At 46.6% G+C, this 14,831-nt stretch carries 14 protein-coding genes and 1 tRNA gene; 10 read left to right on the top strand and 5 right to left on the bottom strand.

The genetic code is table 11. The features are described from left to right. Both JK154_RS14935 and pepA read right to left on the bottom strand, forming a co-directional pair. Entirely contained in the window at nt 1-459 is a 459-nt protein-coding gene (locus JK154_RS14935; RefSeq protein ID WP_211993354.1) for a DNA polymerase III subunit chi, read from the bottom strand. A 116-nt stretch (nt 460-575) separates the two neighbouring features. Further along, a complete protein-coding gene (pepA, locus tag JK154_RS14940) occupies nt 576-2,087 on the bottom strand; it encodes a leucyl aminopeptidase (protein ID WP_211993355.1) in 1,512 nt (503 codons plus the stop codon). Nucleotides 2,088-2,363: 276 nt separating this feature from the next. Here pepA and lptF point away from each other — a divergent pair, with 276 nt between their 5' ends. The 3 genes from lptF to JK154_RS14955 all read left to right on the top strand — a co-directional run bounded on the left by lptF (nt 2,364) and on the right by JK154_RS14955 (nt 6,358). Beyond that, nucleotides 2,364-3,464: an LPS export ABC transporter permease LptF gene (gene lptF, locus JK154_RS14945; protein WP_211993356.1), complete on the top strand. Its 1,101-nt coding sequence runs from the start codon at nt 2,364-2,366 to the stop codon at nt 3,462-3,464. Continuing rightward, entirely contained in the window at nt 3,465-4,544 is a 1,080-nt protein-coding gene (lptG, locus tag JK154_RS14950) for an LPS export ABC transporter permease LptG (RefSeq protein ID WP_211993357.1), read from the top strand. It abuts the gene before it with no gap. A 173-nt stretch (nt 4,545-4,717) separates the two neighbouring features. After that, nucleotides 4,718-6,358 carry a dihydroxyacetone kinase subunit DhaK gene (locus tag JK154_RS14955; protein WP_211993358.1) on the top strand — a complete coding sequence of 547 codons (1,641 nt, stop codon included), beginning with the start codon at nt 4,718-4,720 and terminating at the stop codon, nt 6,356-6,358. 65 nt (nt 6,359-6,423) lie between these two features. Here JK154_RS14955 and JK154_RS14960 read toward each other — a convergent pair whose 3' ends face one another. Then, a complete protein-coding gene (locus JK154_RS14960) occupies nt 6,424-7,446 on the bottom strand; it encodes an NAD(P)-dependent alcohol dehydrogenase (RefSeq protein ID WP_211993359.1) in 1,023 nt (340 codons plus the stop codon). A 207-nt stretch (nt 7,447-7,653) separates the two neighbouring features. Here JK154_RS14960 and JK154_RS14965 point away from each other — a divergent pair. The 3 genes from JK154_RS14965 (at nt 7,654) to JK154_RS14975 (ending at nt 9,605) form a co-directional block, all read left to right on the top strand. Continuing rightward, nucleotides 7,654-7,738, top strand: a tRNA-Leu gene (locus JK154_RS14965). Nucleotides 7,739-7,938: 200 nt separating this feature from the next. Further along, nucleotides 7,939-9,204 carry an integrase arm-type DNA-binding domain-containing protein gene (locus JK154_RS14970; protein ID WP_211993360.1) on the top strand — a complete coding sequence of 422 codons (1,266 nt, stop codon included), beginning with the start codon at nt 7,939-7,941 and terminating at the stop codon, nt 9,202-9,204. Between the two features lie 113 nt (nt 9,205-9,317). Next, on the top strand, nt 9,318-9,605 hold the full coding sequence (locus JK154_RS14975; protein WP_249215941.1) for a hypothetical protein: 288 nt from the start codon (nt 9,318-9,320) through the stop codon (nt 9,603-9,605). Between the two features lie 121 nt (nt 9,606-9,726). Here JK154_RS14975 and JK154_RS14980 read toward each other — a convergent pair whose 3' ends face one another. Then, nucleotides 9,727-10,140: a hypothetical protein gene (locus JK154_RS14980; RefSeq protein ID WP_211993361.1), complete on the bottom strand. Its 414-nt coding sequence runs from the start codon at nt 10,138-10,140 to the stop codon at nt 9,727-9,729. Between the two features lie 141 nt (nt 10,141-10,281). On the opposite strand from JK154_RS14980, the gene JK154_RS14985 reads away from it, so the two are divergent. From JK154_RS14985 to JK154_RS15000, 4 genes are all read left to right on the top strand, one after another. Then, nucleotides 10,282-10,575, top strand: a complete 294-nt coding sequence (locus tag JK154_RS14985; protein ID WP_211993362.1) for a helix-turn-helix domain-containing protein — start codon at nt 10,282-10,284, stop codon at nt 10,573-10,575. A 78-nt stretch (nt 10,576-10,653) separates the two neighbouring features. Further along, nucleotides 10,654-10,944 (top strand): hypothetical protein, encoded by a 291-nt coding sequence (locus JK154_RS14990; RefSeq protein ID WP_211993363.1) that lies wholly within the window; start codon nt 10,654-10,656, stop codon nt 10,942-10,944. A gap of 43 nt (nt 10,945-10,987) precedes the next feature. Further along, on the top strand, nt 10,988-11,302 hold the full coding sequence (locus tag JK154_RS14995; protein WP_211993364.1) for a hypothetical protein: 315 nt from the start codon (nt 10,988-10,990) through the stop codon (nt 11,300-11,302). A gap of 149 nt (nt 11,303-11,451) precedes the next feature. Next, nucleotides 11,452-11,937: a hypothetical protein gene (locus JK154_RS15000; protein WP_211993365.1), complete on the top strand. Its 486-nt coding sequence runs from the start codon at nt 11,452-11,454 to the stop codon at nt 11,935-11,937. 207 nt (nt 11,938-12,144) lie between these two features. On the opposite strand, the gene JK154_RS15005 is transcribed toward JK154_RS15000, so the two are convergent. Beyond that, entirely contained in the window at nt 12,145-14,796 is a 2,652-nt protein-coding gene (locus JK154_RS15005; RefSeq protein ID WP_211993366.1) for a TrlF family AAA-like ATPase, read from the bottom strand. Nucleotides 14,797-14,831: the final 35 nt, after the last annotated feature.

The following is a 14,831-nucleotide window of genomic DNA, read 5'->3' on the forward strand; positions in this document are numbered from 1 at the left end:
TTATGTCGTTCCCGGCGGGGTATAGGTCGCCGTAGTCAAGTGGAAACCAGCAACGCGATACGCTTTATAACGTTCACGGGCCAGTTGTTTCTGGGATGCTTCGTCAGGGACGAAGTCTATCACTTCAAGGAAAGCGGTGGCAAAATCTGCGAACCAAGGCAGTAGAGAGATTAATATATCTCTGGGAGTGCTGCCGCGCCGTTCCGGCCAGGCCAGCTCAACAGGTGCCCCGTAGCGAGGCCCTTCCCCGGCGAGGTTATGCGGCACAAATGCCTGCACATCCCGTTGCCAGAGCGCTTCATCCAGGCGTATCGCTTGCTGCTCATTTTCACAGGCAACCAGCACGCGTTTGCCCGCACGAAATTTTTCTGCCGCCAGCTCACAGACCAACTGCTCAACAGCAGTGAGCCCATTGCGCGTGGTGTCATTGTCCAGCAGATAAAATATCGTGTTCTTCATGGGTTCCCGTCTCAGCCTATTAATCACTCATTGTCTTCGTCATCAGGTTAACCGACGGACGGTGTTAGCGGCTCTCAGGGAAAGCCGCTAAACATCATGCCATCAGTGGCACTGACTTACTCTTCGCCGTTAAACCCGGCACGGTTCAGTAAGAACTGAGATAACAGGGCAACGGGACGACCTGTTGCCCCTTTTGCTTTACCTGAACGCCAGGCGGTACCGGCAATGTCCAGGTGGGCCCAGTTATACTTACGGGTAAAACGTGACAGGAAGCATGCCGCGGTGATTGCCCCGCCTGGACGCCCACCAATATTTGCCATATCAGCAAAATTGGAGTCCAGCTGATCCTGGAACTCATCGGCCATCGGCAGACGCCAGGCCCGGTCACCCGCCTGTTCGGAAGCACTGACCAGTTCGTGTGCCAGTGGATTGTGGTTCGACATCAGGCCAGTGATATGATGACCAAGCGCAATCACACAAGCCCCCGTGAGGGTGGCGACATCAATCACCACTTCTGGCTCAAAACGTTCAACATAGGTTAGAACGTCACAGAGTACCAGACGGCCTTCTGCATCGGTATTCAGAACTTCAACGGTTTGCCCTGACATAGTGGTGAGAACATCACCAGGGCGATAAGCCCGGCCTCCGGGCATATTTTCACAGCCCGCAAGCACACCAATCACATTGATGGGTAAACCCAGTTCCGCCACCATGCGCATCACACCGTAGACTGAGGCAGCTCCGCACATATCGTACTTCATTTCATCCATACCTTCGGCAGGTTTAATTGAAATACCGCCGGAGTCGAAGGTGAGTCCCTTACCGACTAGCACAATTGGACGAACATCAGGGGAGGGATTACCTTTATATTCAATCACTGACATCAGCGACTCGTTTTGTGAGCCAGCACCAACAGCCAGATAAGAGTGCATGCCTAGCTCTTTCATCTGTTGTTCGCCAATAACGCGGGTCACGATGTGGGTGCTGAATGAGTCGGCCAGCTGACGTGCCTGAGAAGCCAGATACGCTGCGTTACAAATATTTGGCGGCATATTGCCTAAATCTTTGGCAGCCTTAATACCTGAAGAGATAGCCAGGCCATGAGAGATCGCTCGCTCGCCACAGGTTAACTCCCGGCGAGTAGGGACATTGAAAACCATTTTACGCAGTGGGCGACGTGGCTCACTTTTGTTGGTTTTCAGTTGATCGAAGCTATACAGCGTCTCTTTTGCTGTTTCTACCGCCTGGCGAACTTTCCAGTAGGTATTACGGCCTTTAACGTGTAGCTCTGTAAGGAAACAAACGGCTTCCATTGACCCGGTATCATTAAGCGTGTTGATGGTTTTTTGAATCACTTGCTTGAACTGACGTTCGTCAAGCTCGCGCTCTTTACCACAACCAATTAACAAGACGCGCTCAGATAATACGTTAGGGACGTGATGCAGCAACAAGGTTTGCCCCGGCTTTCCTTCCAGCTCGCCACGACGCAGCAGGGCACTGATATAGCCATCGCTGATTTTATCGAGTTGTTCGGCTATCGGGGACAGTCGACGCGGTTCAAAAACTCCGACAACGATACATGCACTACGCTGTTTTTCGGGGCTGCCGCTTTTTACACTGAACTCCATGCACTACGCTCCTGAATCTTAAAGACAACGGCGGGGTGGAAAGGCTAGAATTAAAAGCCTTGGTAACTCCATTCCGCTGTTGCGATGACTTCGTGTTAATCTTAACGGATAGTTTTATACGTTTTGGGTTACGTCTTAACATTGCCCTGTTGTGCTACTTCGCCGGGCTTTTTAATCTTAGCGATGTTTTCGACGACTAAAGAGAATAAATGACGTATAAGCGATGAAACAAGCAATTTTCCTGCAAAAGAACTCGTTTTCACAGGTGTATTTAATGTGATTATCATAAGATATCTGGTTCGTGAGACATTCAAGAGCCAATTGGCCATCCTTTTTATCCTGCTACTGATCTTCTTTTGTCAGAAGCTGGTGAGGATCTTGGGTGCGGCTGTAGACGGTGAAATCCCTACTAATTTAGTGCTATCGCTATTAGGTTTAGGGGTGCCTGAAATGGCGCAATTGATCCTTCCACTCAGTTTGTTCCTTGGTTTGCTGATGACCTTTGGGAGACTATACACTGAAAGTGAAATAACGGTGATGTATGCCTGTGGGGTGGGTAAGTCCGTCCTGGTCAAGGCGGCGATGATCCTCGCGCTTTTTACTGGTGCGATTGCCACAATCAACGTTCTTTGGTTAAGCCCCTGGTCTGCCCGCCATCAGGAAGAAGTACTGGCTGAAGCCAAAGCTAATCCCGGTGTTGCGGCTTTAGCTCAGGGACAGTTTCAGCAAACCAAAGATGGGCGTTCGGTACTGTTTATCGAAAACGTGAAAGGCGCGAATTTTGAAGATGTGTTCCTTGCCCAGACAAACCCTAGTGGCAATACTCGGCCTTCCGTAGTGGTTGCTGACGCAGGGCATCTCTCTTTGCGTGCCGATGGTTCGCAGGTGGTCACCTTAAACTCGGGTACACGCTTTGAAGGCACGGCATTACTGCGTGACTTCCGTATTACCGATTTTAAAGATTATCAGGCCGTTGTCGGGCACCAGAGTGTGGTGCTGGACCCGGGTGATACCAGCCAGATGAGCATGTCCGCATTATGGGGGCACAGCCAGCCTGAGTTCCGCACTGAGCTGCAATGGCGTCTTACGCTAATTATGTCAGTGGTTATTATGGCATTAATGGTGGTGCCGTTAAGCGTGGTTAACCCACGCCAGGGCAGGGTGTTGTCAATGTTACCGGCGATGCTGCTGTATCTGGTGTTCTTCCTGATACAAAGCTCAATGCGTTCCAGTGCGGCGAATGGCAAAATTGACCCAATAGTGGGGATGTGGGGCGTTAACTTGTTTTATCTGGCATTAGCGCTGGTGTTAAACCTTTGGGATACAGTCCCGGTGCGTAAAGTACGTGCCCGCTTTAGCAGCAAAGGAGTGGTATAAATGTTTGGGGTACTGGACCGTTATATTGGTAAAACTATCCTCAATACCATACTGATGACGCTGTTCATGCTGGTCTCACTGTCGGCAATTATTAAGTTTGTTGATCAGTTAAAAAGAACCGGCGAGGGCAACTACTCTGCTCTGGGCGCGGGGGCCTTCACGTTATTGAGTGTGCCGAAAGATATTCAAATCTTCTTTCCTATGGCAGCCCTGCTAGGGGCATTATTAGGGTTGGGGATGCTGGCACAGCGTAGTGAACTGGTGGTCATGCAAGCGGCGGGCTATACCCGTTTACAGATAGCGTTATCTGTGATGAAAACAGCGCTGCCGCTGGTGATACTGACGATGGCTATTGGTGAGTGGGTGGCCCCGCAGGGGGAGCAGATGGCTCGGAGCTATCGGGCACAGATGTTACTGGGTGGCTCTGTGTTATCAACTCAGAATAGCTTGTGGGCAAAAGATGGGCACGATTTTATCTATATTGAACGGGTAAAAGATAACGCTGAGTTGTCTGGTGTCAGCATCTATAGCTTTGACTCACAGCGACATTTACAGTCGATTCGTTATGCGTTATCGGCCAAGTATGACCCGGATAATAAAGTATGGCGACTGTCACAAGTCGACAAGTCTGACTTAACAAACCCGTTGCAGATTGTCGGCTCCCAGACGGTTAGCAGTGAGTGGAAGACTAACCTGACTCCGGACAAACTCGGGGTTGTTGCCTTATCCCCTGATTCTTTATCCATCAGCGGGCTCTATAACTATGTTAACTACCTGAAAGCCAGCGGGCAGGATGCAGGACGTTATCAGCTCAATATGTGGAGCAAAATATTCGCACCGTTCTCGGTCGCGGTTATGATGCTGATGGCCTTGTCGTTTATCTTTGGCCCACTACGCAGTGTGCCGATGGGCGTCCGGGTCGTGACCGGGATCAGCTTTGGTTTTCTGTTCTATGTTCTCGACCAGATTTTTGGCCCCCTCAGTCTGGTTTACCATATTCCCCCGATCCTGGGGGCGTTGTTACCCAGCGCCAGTTTCCTGTTATTGAGCCTGTGGCTACTAATCAAACGCTCTAATTAGTTTCTGCCAGTCAGATAAAAAACGGCATCTATAAGATGCCGTTTTTTATGCTGTTACCAGGGGAATAGTGGCATTAAGAGGGTTATTCCCCGGAAAATCTGCTGATAAAGTGACCCTTTTCCCTGTGGAACGGTCTATGCTATAAGCATATTCAACTCAGGTTTCGGAAAATTATGTCCAGATTCTTCTATAACGACCGTCAACAGCTCGTCAACGATGCCATTGAAGGCATTATCATTAGTTCTCGCCATCGTAATCTGACACGGCTGGATATGGATCCTGCTATTCGCATTGTGGCGCGTAGTGACTGGGACAAAAGCCAGGTTGCGGTGATTTCTGGTGGTGGTTCAGGTCATGAGCCTGCCCATGCAGGCTTTGTTGGCAAAGGGATGCTCACGGCAGCGGTATGTGGAGACCTGTTTGCATCCCCCAGTGTTGATGCAGTATTCAATGCGATTCTGGCAATGACCGGCCCGGCTGGCTGCCTGCTGATTGTAAAAAATTACACTGGGGACAGGCTCAACTTTGGCCTTGCGGCAGAAAAAGCTAAAAAAGCGGGCCTCAAGGTAGAGATGGTTATTGTCGGGGACGACATTGCACTGCCTGATAACAAACAGCCGCGGGGTATCGCCGGAACCGTTTTAGTTCATAAAATTGCGGGCCATGCTGCCGAGCAGGGAAAACCGTTAAGTGAAGTCTTCCAGGCCGCCAGACAAGCTTGCTCATCTATTTTCAGCATGGGTGTTGCTATGCAAACCTGCCACTTGCCTGACAATAACAGTGAAGAAGAACGTATCAAAAGCGGTCAGGTTGAGCTGGGTTTAGGCATCCATGGCGAGCCTGGGGTCACCACCCTTGATACTCAAAATAGCGTCAAAGTGATTGCCATGCTGGTAGAACACCTGCGTAAAGCCACCGGTACAGAAGCCCCACTAGCCATGCTGGTTAATAACCTTGGTGGCGTTTCAGCCCTGGAAATGGCTTTACTCACTAAGACGCTGTTTGATTCTGAAATTGCCGGACAAATTCAGTATTTAATTGGGCCGGCTGATTTGGTAACAGCGCTTGATATGAAAGGGTTCTCACTTTCAGCCATTAAGCTGACCCCGGACGTTATTGCGGCGTTATCCTCTGATGTCGAAACCGCTGGCTGGCAACCTCTGGTAAAATATGAGCCTATGGCACGCCAGAAAGTGAGAATGGTGCATGATGACGTGGCCACCCCCCCCTCTGACAACCCTCAGGTAAAAGCCTGGGTTACCTCTGTTACACAGAGCCTGATTAGCAATGAAGCTCATCTGAATGATCTTGACGCCAAAGTCGGCGACGGTGACACCGGCTCAACTTTTGCCGAAGGAGCGCGGGACATTGCCAACCTCAATACGCAGGGGGAGCTCCCCCTCAACGATACGGCTGCATTACTTGAGCGTATTGGTGAGCGTCTGGCGACGGTGATGGGAGGATCAAGTGGGGTATTGATGTCCATATTTTTTACTGCTGCCGGGCAAAAAATCAGGGCACAAGTCCCGATTGCCGAGGCCCTTATCGCTGGCCTGGATCAGATGAAGCATTATGGTGGCGCCCAGCCCGGGGATCGAACCATGATAGATGCATTACAACCCGCGCTGGAAGCCCTGAAAACAGGTTCCCTGCAAGCTGCCGCGGAGGCAGCAGCAACAGGTGCCGCCGCGACGGCCACAATGCAAAAAGCGGGCGCTGGCCGATCATCTTATGTGAACAGTAAAAATTTAGACGGGGTGATCGACCCTGGTGCGGCTGCGGTAGCCGCCGTCTTTGCTGACTTGGTAAAATAATCTGACCTTCAGTGCACTCCGCTTAATGCCATTCATCCGGCATTAAGCGGATAAGCCTTAAATAATCAGTTAAAATCCGCCTTTAATACCACCCGATAACGCGCTTTACCGTCACGCACGTGGCGCAGCGCATCGTTAATTTTTGACATTGGATAGAGCTCAATTTGCGGCTCAATTTTAGTCCGACCTGCAAATTTCATTAACGCCCGTAGCTGATTAGGAGACCCTGTCGATGATCCTGACACACTCTTATCCCCGGCAATTAAAGCAAAAGCAGGAACAGGGATTGGAGTCATGACGGCACCAACAGTGTGGAAGTTCCCACCCCATGCCAGTGCTGTGAAGTAGGGAAGCCAGTCGAGACTCACATTGACGGTATTAATGATCAAATCAAACTGGCCCGCCAGAGCCGTTAATGCCTCAGGATCCCGGCTGTTCACCACACGATCCGCACCCATCCCGAGGATTTCTTGCTCCTTGGCTGGATTAGAACTGAATGCGGTGACCTCACAGCCCATCGCATGCAGCAGCTTAATCGCAATATGCCCCAGGCCACCAATGCCAATCACACCAACTCGGCTGGTAGCGGTGACATTATGCATCAGCAACGGTTTAAACACCGTAATCCCACCACACAACAATGGCCCCGCAGATGCCGCATCAATGCTTTCTGGCAATGGAATGACCCACTGCCAGTCCGCACGAATCTTATCGGCAAACCCACCCCGGTTGACGATGGTTGCCACACTCCCGCTCTGGCAGTTCACCTGACTCCCGCTAATACAGGCATCACAGTGACCACAGCTACGTGCCGTCCAGCCGATCCCGACTCGCTGACCCACTTTCAGACCTTTATTCTGCGCTTCACTACCCAGCGCATGTACCCGGCCAATAACCTCATGCCCGGCGATCAGAGGATACTGTGAAAAACCCCATTCGTTATCGATCATCGACAAATCCGAGTGACAGATCCCGCAGTACTCAACCTCAACCTCAATATCCTGAGGCAGTAGCGCACCTGCATCAAACTCATAAAGTTCTAACTCAGCACCTGCAGCAGGTGCTGCATAACTTTTGGTAATAGACATTTGTGCTTCCTCTCCTGGGTTATTCTAAATAGTGTAGAACATTGCCTTGCTAAATCACGATAACAAAGGGTGCGATACCCCAGGAAAGAAGGGCATATAAGGTATTTCGCTGAAAATTTACGCACTTAATACAACTTATCCACCATGCTACTTGCAACACCGCAGATGACGGGTATAATCCCCACCGTTATCCGCGTACCCCTTCGTGCCGAAGTGGCGAAATCGGTAGACGCAGTTGATTCAAAATCAACCGTAGAAATACGTGCCGGTTCGAGTCCGGCCTTCGGCACCAAAAGTACGTAAATAGACCTCAACTGAGGTCTTTTTTTATGTCTGAAATCCGCGCTATACAAGGCTTTCCACGATTTTCTCCTCAACTGAAATCAACCTGAGTCAATCCACATCAATAAGCTTGTGAGTATACTAATGAGTATATTTGCCGATTCGATATTGTTTGTATACTCACGAGATACCAATGGAAGGAGGCCCATCATGGCCCTAACGGATACTAAAGTTCGTTCTGCAAAACCTGAGGAGAAAGAGTATTCACTTGTTGACGGCGACGGAATGTCCTTACTTGTAAAACCTAACGGCTCAAAGTATTGGCGATTTCGTTTCCGTTTTGGCGGTAAACAGCATTTGATGGCGTTCGGCGTTTACCCGGATGTTTCGCTGGCGGATGCCAGGAAGAAAAGGGAAGAAGCCAGAAAGCTGGTAGCTGCTGGTATCGATCCTCGTGAGCATAAACGTGCTGTGAAAGAAGAGCAGGCGAAAGAGATTATTACTTTCGAGAAGGTTGCCAGAGAGTGGCTCATTACCAATCAGAAATGGTCGGAAGATCATGCTAATCGCGTAAAAAGGAGCCTTGAGGACAATATCTTCCCGGCAATTGGCACTCGCAATATTACTGAGCTGGGTACCCGCGATCTGTTAATTCCCATTAAAGCCGTAGAGACATCTGGACGTCTTGAAGTGGCTTCCCGTCTTCAACAGCGCACCACGGCCATCATGCGTTATGCAGTGCAAAGCGGGTTAATTGATTACAACCCGGCGCAGGAGATGGCGGGAGCGGTTGCTTCTAGTAATCGACAGCATCGTCCGGCGTTGGAGTTAAAGCGCATCCCTGAATTACTCCAGAAAATAGATGGCTACACTGGTAGGCCACTAACCTGTTGGGCAACCGAGCTCACTTTGCTTATCTTTATTCGATCCAGTGAACTTCGTTTTGCTCGCTGGTCAGAGATCGATTTTGAAACGTCAATGTGGACCATCCCGCCTGAGCGAGAGCCTATTCCCGGCGTGAAACATTCTCAGCGAGGATCAAAGATGCGTACACCTCATCTGGTGCCGCTTTCAAAGCAGGCACTGGCGATCCTGAAACAGATAAAACAGTTCTGCGGCGAACATGAACTCATTTTTATTGGCGATCACGATCCGCGTAAGCCAATGAGTGAAAACACCGTAAACAGTGCGCTACGGGTGATGGGATATGACACTAAGGTTGAGGTTTGCGGCCACGGCTTCCGTACAATGGCCTGTAGTTCGTTAATTGAGTCAGGACTATGGTCGAAGGATGCGGTTGAAAGGCAGATGAGCCATATGGAACGTAACTCGGTGCGGGCGGCGTATATCCATAAAGCGGAACACTTGGATGAGCGCAAGCTGATGTTGCAGTGGTGGGCGGATTTTCTTGATGCAAATAGAGAAAAAGCCATCTCACCTTTTGATTATGCCAAAGTGAATAATCCCTTTAAGTAATCATCGCCAGAAACTTATCGTAATACGTCTTATTCAATAAATTTATACCACTGAAAGCCTCTGTCCTCACGGACAGGGGCTTTTTTGCTTATTAATCAACCTAAAAGGAAATCATGATGGAAAATTACATTTGTTGCCCAGCCTGCGATTCTACCCGTATTCGTGAACGTCATCTCGGTAAGAAAACTGGAGCCGTCGCAGGCGGCGTTTCAGGCGCATTAAGCGGGACGGCTATAGGTTCTGCTATCCCAGTTGTCGGTACAATTGCAGGAGCTGCTGTAGGGGCGTTATTTGGACGCTTTTTAGCGGGAGCTGTTGCAGGAGCGGTGACTGGTGCGGCTTTGGATGGAATAGTGTTTGATCGTTATGAATGTCGTGACTGTGAATGTACATTTGACTAAATCGAGTGTTCAGTCTTAATTGAAATTAATAAAAGAATGTAAAATCTCCGTACCCAACACGGGAAGGAGTCGTAGTGGCGGGCATACCAAAACATGCAACTATATCAGCCACATGTGTCTACTATTCTGAATCACAATGACACTTTAGAATATGCTCGACGCCTTTACGGTGTATCAGCCGCAGCAAGGCATTCACCTCTTCTGGCTCCAGCATGTCAAACATTAATTGCCATGCCATCTTTGTATCATCATTCGTGGCTTTTTCTCTGTGATACGGAGCTTGATTTTCTTCCCCCCTCTCACCGGCAGCTAACCATTCAAGCGATACATTTTCTATTTTAGATATATTTAGAGCTATATATAGAGATGGTGTTGTGTCTTTCTCAAGATAATTGTTTAAGGTCGAGTAAGGCAGACCCCAAGCTTTTGCTGCTGACCTCAGGCTTCTATCCCCAATCAACTGCCTAAGTCTTTCTTTAAAAGAGGTTTTATTTTTTCCATTATGCATATGGCCATTTTTTTCATCAGTATCCATAGGCTTCTCCACATCGTAGACACATGACGATCTATAAAAAGATCTAAAATTTGTTGAATCTTTCTATTTAAAGATCAATAATTGATTTGTTAACAAATCTGCGCGGATTATCCGCACAGATTAAGAATTCAGGATAATCGAATGGATAACATAAATGAAGATCTTCGTAAAAATTGGAATCGAATCGATATTGTTGCTGCGCTTCATAAATCAGGCGTAACAATGCGTGAATTGTCTGTTCAGGCAGGACTTAAACCTGATTCGCTAAAGAACGCGTTAGCACGACCTTACCCGAGAGGAGAGAGGATTATTGCATCAGCTCTTAAACTTAAACCAGAGGATATTTGGCCCGAGCGTTATAGCAATCAACGTAAAAAAACTGCCTCTAGTAAAGAAGGTATATACCTGCCATTTGATGAAATTCACCCGGAATAATTTTTTAGTAAGAAAAAATACGCCATATTTCTATATATCAAATCAAATTGAGAACGTAAATATATACAAGGAATTACAGTGAAAACTACATATTTTAAAATTAATAATTTCAAAAAGTCTCTTATCATATTTATCCCACTTATCGCAGTAATACTCACAGGTTGTGACTCGCCAGAGAAAAGAAAGTTTATGCTTAGTTGTAAGCTTGCAACACGTAATGGATCTATATGTTCATGTACATGGGAAAAAATGAACGCTATTTATCCTTCTAAATTACTCAAGGCTATTGGCGAAGAAAAAGCAATTGCACCACGTGGTTTTGAGCAAAACATGACGAACTCCATGAAACAATGTGTACGTGAAGAATAGATATGATTTATCGACGTTTATTTAAAAACGTGAGGATATTTATATGCGGTTTACAGCAATAAAACATTTAACCATCTCATTTACTCTGTCATTAGTTGTTGTCTTATTTAATGTATTTTCATCAACGGAAAATATTTATAGTTTTTGGCATGGTATCGAAATACTGTTTTGGTTAACAGTTGGTCCAGGTTTAGGGATGTTAATTAGTGATATTGTTCGGCAATGGTTAATACCCGATGCTATATATACTCGTGAAGGTACTATAGGAATATTTAAAGCTAAAATATTCTGGTCCATTGGGCCTCAGTTTATCGGTTGGTTACTTGGACTATTAGCTATCTCAGAACAATTGAATTAGTAATTTTTATTTATCTCCATAGACTCTTTATATTGTAAACAAAACTGTGTGATTAGTTTTTCTTTCCAATGAAAATATTAATTTATCGTGGTAAATAATTGGCTTAATAAATTTTATATGATGATGATTGAAAATAGAGGAATAGATAAGTGGAAAATGTTAATGAACTAAAAATTGAAATAAATACAAAGGTAATGAATTTTGTATTGCTGACTGTTGTAACCGGTGGTATTTACCCCATGATGTGGTTATATCTGAATCAGTCAAAACTAACTGAAATCATGAATAATCAATTTATTGCAAAAGACTTTCCTCTTTGGCTGGCCATTGTTACTGGATTAGGATGGTTATTGTCAGATATTGGTATCGCTATTAGTGATGATATAACGATATTAGACCAGGTGGCAAATATCCTGTCGTTTTCTTCAGCTGTAATGATTATCGTTTGGGCTTTTAAAGCTAAAACAGCCTTACAGGCTTATGCTTTAAATAAATTTAAATTTAAATTTGAATTGAAGATGAGTCCATTCTACACGTTTATTTTTAGCATATATTATATTGTTTATTGCATTAATGCTATGGAATCAGAGTTGCAGAAACACAACATTATTTATAGTAAGAAAACAGCCGAATAGATTGTCTGACGAAAGTAGATGCTCGCCGTTACAGGGGAGCATCTACTTTCTTCTTTTTGTTTTTTCTTCTGTATTTGTTGGGGGGTATATTGTCGAAGGAAATTGGAAGGCGTGTATCATCACGCTTAAACTCAACTCCGGAGCTTTCTCTGCTAGCAATTATCTCCAGTAATTCGCTTTTAAGCATGGCTGACTCTCGCTTTTCTGTTATTTAAACCCGTATTTTTCCCGGCGTTGATTAAAAGCACTTTGACCACCTTCGAGAATATTCGCCGCCAAGCGTTGGATCTCCGGTAAATCAATAGCCCCTTGCTGCTCAGGAAGAATACGCCCTTTGCCCTCTTCTACGCTCAATACACCAATCCACTCAGCATCACCGAAAACCGGTATGTTAGCGTTATGTGTTGCAAATAAAAACTGCCGGGACAGCTTCGCCTTGCGCAGCTCTGTCACTATGCGTTCTGCAATAAATGCGTTATCTAGGTTATCTTCCGGCTGATCGAGGATCAGTGGATCTTGATTTTCCAATAACAATAAATGCAAGACAGCTGTACACTGTTGCCCGGTAGATAGTTCATCAATATGACGCCAGAGAACACCGCCACCGTCATGCATTACATTCAGCTCAATTTGCATCGTATCCGGTAGTGATAATGCTTCCAGTTCCAGAAGCTGTTTTTCACTCAAGCGCAACAATGCCTGCGCGACGGTCGGCGTTATCCCCCACCCAGCATTATGCAAAGCTAATTCACCACACCGGATACTCTCAACCAGATTCTCCGGTGTAAAATCATGCTCCATCACCCAAGCAAGCCGCCGTGGACCAACCCCTTCCAGATTACATTGCTCCAGAAAATGCAACAGAGGTTGACGATCGCCTTCTGGCTGCAAATTGAGCCTCACTTTTTCATCTAGTTTTCTGTTCAGGCGTTTGACTGATTTCGCCAACGTAGCGGAACGTTGAGAACGCGCCTGGATAAGTTCCAGAAGTAATCTTTTTCGCTGCAGGTATAGCTCATCAAGTTGTTTTTGCCTATTCTCCAGAGCCGTTGCTTTAGGACGAATAGAAGCAATCTGGCGTAACAACATTTGATAATCTGCACCAATTTGTCGCCCGCTTTTTCCCTGGCTGGCCGGAATATCTTTAAAAGCCTTTTCAAGTTGAGCTTCTTCTGCACCGATTAAACCTGATAGCTCGCTTTGTAAAGGAGCAAGCTCTGCTGATGAATGCTGAACAACCTCATCCAGTTGCTGGACTAATACCGCCGTCTGCTCCTGCACCCGCTGGAGTACATCACGCTGTTGGATAAGAAGAGGCTGATGCGGCAGAACATTGATCACCGCATCGCTGAGATAAGCTAGATCGGGGAGGCTATTTTTTAATGTTAGAAGAGCATCCTTTACTCTGGACAATTCTTCCTGATGGCGTGAACTAAGCTGCTTTTCTTTTTCCAGCAAGGGAACGATTTTGAGTTTTTCATCCAGACCAAGTTGTTTAAATTGTTCCTCCTGCTCCAGTAATTTGGGCAGACGTGCAACTTCAAGCTCTGCCTCCGCTTTTTGCTCTAGAGCATTAAGTATAGTCAGGCGGCTATCTCCAAGGCGAGTCAACGCTTTGTTGATAATCACATCGAACTGGTTATGGTCACCTTCAAGAAACCGCTCCACTAAATGATTGCGGCTCTGCGCATCACGAGTCATTTCGTAAATTTCGTTCTGACCGTATAACTCCAGCCCAGGAAGTAAATCATCCGGAGAATAAGGAGACACATTACCTTCATTGTCCGTTACGATGGATTGCCCACCAAATTTGCGGCTAATGGTAAATGCACGCCCCTGCATTGCAGCAGAGCGGACCTTCAGTTGGACCAGAGCACCATTCCCCAGGTTGCTCTTAATAATTGCGCTATGCTGCTTTTGTGCTGAATCACCAAAAGACTGTTTACCCAAGGCGAAACGAATAGCCTCCAGCAAAGTCGATTTACCTGTTCCGCGACCACCAATTACAGCATTAAGATGGTCGGAAAAAGTAATATTGGTCTCATCCAAATACCCACCAATAAAACGGATATTTTCAATTGCCGAAGCATAGCTATGCGGCTTATCTGCATTCAGGCGCACCCGTGATTCAGGATCTAAAAATGCCTGTTTAAATGAGCAAAAACATGGCTTGGTCATTTTTATCAGGCAAGATGCTCCTGCTGTTTTAATTTCTTCAGGCTGAGCAACATCTGCTGCGTTGATAATGGCAATAGACCGCTCACGACGATAATCAGGGAGTTTATTCAGGATGGCTTTCCGGTAAAAATCATCCTCAACCCCTTTTAAGTCATCAACCGTTCCAGGAATCTGCGCTGCCAACAATGCTCTTTCTTTCCATACATGGTTCATACGGCATTTCAGTACACCATTATCATGAGTGCTATGCGCTGCAAAAATAAATCCCTCCAGATCATCTACTTTTTCAATGATCTGCACAGCACTGAGCTTTGATGGTGAAATACAGTCATCGGGGTCTTCATACCCCAAATTACTCAAATAACGTTCCAGCTCTTGCACTGTCCGATTTTCATCAAACAAACAAACAAAATGAATTTTCTCACTGGAGCAAATCTCAAAACCAGGAAAAACAACAATACCATGTTCATTAAAGAGCTGACGAAGTCTGTCCACCGCATCCACAGCACCATGATCAGCAATACCAACAACCTGAACCCCAGCTTCAAGACATGCCTCCAGCAGCTGCTGGTTGTAGACCTCTTCGCTGAGTGATTCTTTGCCGCGATATTTGTTATAGCCCGCAGGGTTTACCTGCAAAGCGCATTTAAAAAACTCAGCTTTAGTCCAGTTCACAGACATCGTCAGGCCCCTTATCTATCTGGTGGTTCACTACT

The sequence above is a fragment of the Citrobacter sp. JGM124 genome, assembly GCF_018257795.1.
In the GTDB taxonomy this organism is placed as follows: Bacteria; Pseudomonadota; Gammaproteobacteria; order Enterobacterales; family Enterobacteriaceae; genus JGM124.

Bases quoted from the DNA above. Each gene is read 5' to 3' on its own strand.
- JK154_RS14995 (WP_211993364.1), top strand. From the start codon at position 10,988: ATGCGGTTTACAGCAATAAAACATTTAACCATCTCATTTACTCTGTCA.
- JK154_RS14975 (WP_249215941.1), top strand. From the start codon at position 9,318: ATGATGGAAAATTACATTTGTTGCCCAGCCTGCGATTCTACCCGTATT.
- lptG (WP_211993357.1), top strand. From the start codon at position 3,465: ATGTTTGGGGTACTGGACCGTTATATTGGTAAAACTATCCTCAATACC.
- JK154_RS14980 (WP_211993361.1), bottom strand. From the start codon at position 10,140: ATGGATACTGATGAAAAAAATGGCCATATGCATAATGGAAAAAATAAA.
- JK154_RS14960 (WP_211993359.1), bottom strand. From the start codon at position 7,446: ATGTCTATTACCAAAAGTTATGCAGCACCTGCTGCAGGTGCTGAGTTA.
- JK154_RS14985 (WP_211993362.1), top strand. From the start codon at position 10,282: ATGGATAACATAAATGAAGATCTTCGTAAAAATTGGAATCGAATCGAT.
- JK154_RS14970 (WP_211993360.1), top strand. From the start codon at position 7,939: ATGGCCCTAACGGATACTAAAGTTCGTTCTGCAAAACCTGAGGAGAAA.
- JK154_RS15005 (WP_211993366.1), bottom strand. From the start codon at position 14,796: ATGTCTGTGAACTGGACTAAAGCTGAGTTTTTTAAATGCGCTTTGCAG.
- pepA (WP_211993355.1), bottom strand. From the start codon at position 2,087: ATGGAGTTCAGTGTAAAAAGCGGCAGCCCCGAAAAACAGCGTAGTGCA.
- JK154_RS14955 (WP_211993358.1), top strand. From the start codon at position 4,718: ATGTCCAGATTCTTCTATAACGACCGTCAACAGCTCGTCAACGATGCC.
- JK154_RS14935 (WP_211993354.1), bottom strand. From the start codon at position 459: ATGAAGAACACGATATTTTATCTGCTGGACAATGACACCACGCGCAAT.